Annotated in this window: 3 protein-coding genes; all 3 read left to right on the top strand. The window is 46.7% G+C overall.

From position 1 onward, the window contains the following. Positions 1-382 precede the first annotated feature (382 nt). The 3 genes from FB481_RS23110 (at position 383) to FB481_RS23100 (ending at position 1652) form a co-directional block, all read left to right on the top strand. A complete protein-coding gene (locus FB481_RS23110) occupies positions 383-664 on the top strand; it encodes a hypothetical protein (protein ID WP_147178127.1) in 282 nt (93 codons plus the stop codon). A gap of 187 nt (positions 665-851) precedes the next feature. After that, entirely contained in the window at positions 852-1205 is a 354-nt protein-coding gene (locus FB481_RS23105; protein WP_218571917.1) for an Imm1 family immunity protein, read from the top strand. 93 nt (positions 1206-1298) lie between these two features. Continuing rightward, positions 1299-1652 (top strand): hypothetical protein, encoded by a 354-nt coding sequence (locus FB481_RS23100; RefSeq protein ID WP_147178123.1) that lies wholly within the window; start codon positions 1299-1301, stop codon positions 1650-1652. The last annotated feature ends 113 nt before the right edge of the window (positions 1653-1765 follow it).

Below are 1765 nucleotides of genomic sequence, written 5' to 3'. Positions count from 1 at the left end.
CACAACGCTATTGTTCGAGTGCAGGTCTATGCCACAGAATTTCATCACGGCCTCCTCACAGCAAAAGACAATGTTCGCACTTTGAATTTTGCGCCCACTCGGGAGTGAGGAGGCCGGCTAGATGATTCTCAGATTTATTTGTGTTGCAGCGTCACTGGGGTAAGAATAAATCTGTCCCCTTATCGCTCAATCAAGAGAGCACAACCCGGCTAGTGGCACTACCTGCAAGTTCCGTCAGAAATGTAAATTGGGGGCGGGAGCCTCAGCCAAAGTGGCAACTGCAGGCAGTGTAAAGTGGAAGTCGTCAGTGTCGCCCGCTTCGCTCACTGGGACGGGCTAAAGCCCGCTCCTTAACTAAACGTTGAAAAATAGTAGAGGCAAAATGCAAGAACTTGATCATGCTCTTGAAGCAGTAAAAGACGAAGGCTCGTTCTTGGCTTTCGTCAAAGCGCTGGTTGCTGATCGTGAGCAGCACGAGGGAAAAACAATAGACGAAGTTGGTTTCGTAGAGGACTGGGCGAATAACAGTATATCAAGCTTTCTTGAGTCTGCAGTTTCATGGGCAGAAGATTCAAATTTTGGCGTCAATCAAGAATCAGAGCTAGCCAAAAACAAATGGAAGCAATTCGCTGTTTTTCTTTATTGCGGAAAAATATACGAGTAACTAGTTTTTCTAAGTTTATACTGCAATTAATTTTTATTACGCTATCTGGTTTGATAAATAAATAAAAGTCAAAAATGCTTTAACGAATCGCTCGGAAAGGGGGGCGGATTTATTTATGGCACAGTGCTGTTGGTCTAAAATAAATCTGTCCCCTTATCGTCTTTTAACCAAGCGTTAGGCATTCATAATGGAAAAATCACCATTCCGGGAAGTGTGGATCGAGATCCCGGACGGCCAGTCCATGTGCGCACTTATCAACGGTGAGTGGGGATGGTTGATGTACCTAAGGTATAGCCGGGACGCGGGCTTTAGCTCACGCAGCACTAATTATAAAGGGCCGACAGAATCAACTATTGAATATCGGCTTAATAATGGTCAGCACGACGAGTACCCAGCATCGTGGGCCTACCCTGTTGATGTAATTGAGCACGCACTGCATTTTTTTCAAGCGCAGCAAACGCCACCTGCGTTTATTCATTGGCACAATGATTCAGAAGATGGCGTTGAATTGGAGTACAAAAAAGCTAACAGCCAACTATAACTATATAGCTTGATAAGTGGTTCAAATCGTTCGCTTCGCTTTCTGGGACTGGCTAAAGCCTGCCCCTTAACCAAACGTTAGGTGAAATGATAAATGACCGTCGGATACGAACTCGTAAATTTCACTCGTCGTGAGGTGCTCACATTCACGCACATACCGGCGTCCACGAAATTAGAGCTTGCAGGCAATGCTGCAGCAGCAGCGATGAGCACCTGGTACATGCTGGAATGTGCAGGCGACCAGATGGCATTTGTGTCGGACACTTATGGAGAATGGCCATTTCCCGGCGGAAGCTCGTCTGATGTTGCGTCCTATGTGGACGTTACCGATCGAGTAGTAGCTGAGTTGGTCGGTGCCGGTATTCTCAAAGATCTTGGGCGGAAGCACTACTCCGATGACCTGACCGAATATACGAGAGTCTTAGAGAATGTCTGGTTACAGAGCTAACACCCCATCTAACAATTCGTATATGGACTCTCCCCACAAGTAGTGAGCAAAGCTTTTCTTTTGCACTTGTCGTCAGCGCGGTTGCATTCGTATATCCGGCCTGTTGTGGGCGC

The organism is Pseudomonas sp. AG1028, from assembly GCF_007993955.1.
GTDB lineage: Bacteria > Pseudomonadota > Gammaproteobacteria > Pseudomonadales > Pseudomonadaceae > Aquipseudomonas > Aquipseudomonas straminea.
The sequence above is the reverse complement of the archived record's forward strand: the minus strand, read 5'-3'. Positions and strand labels throughout refer to the sequence as shown.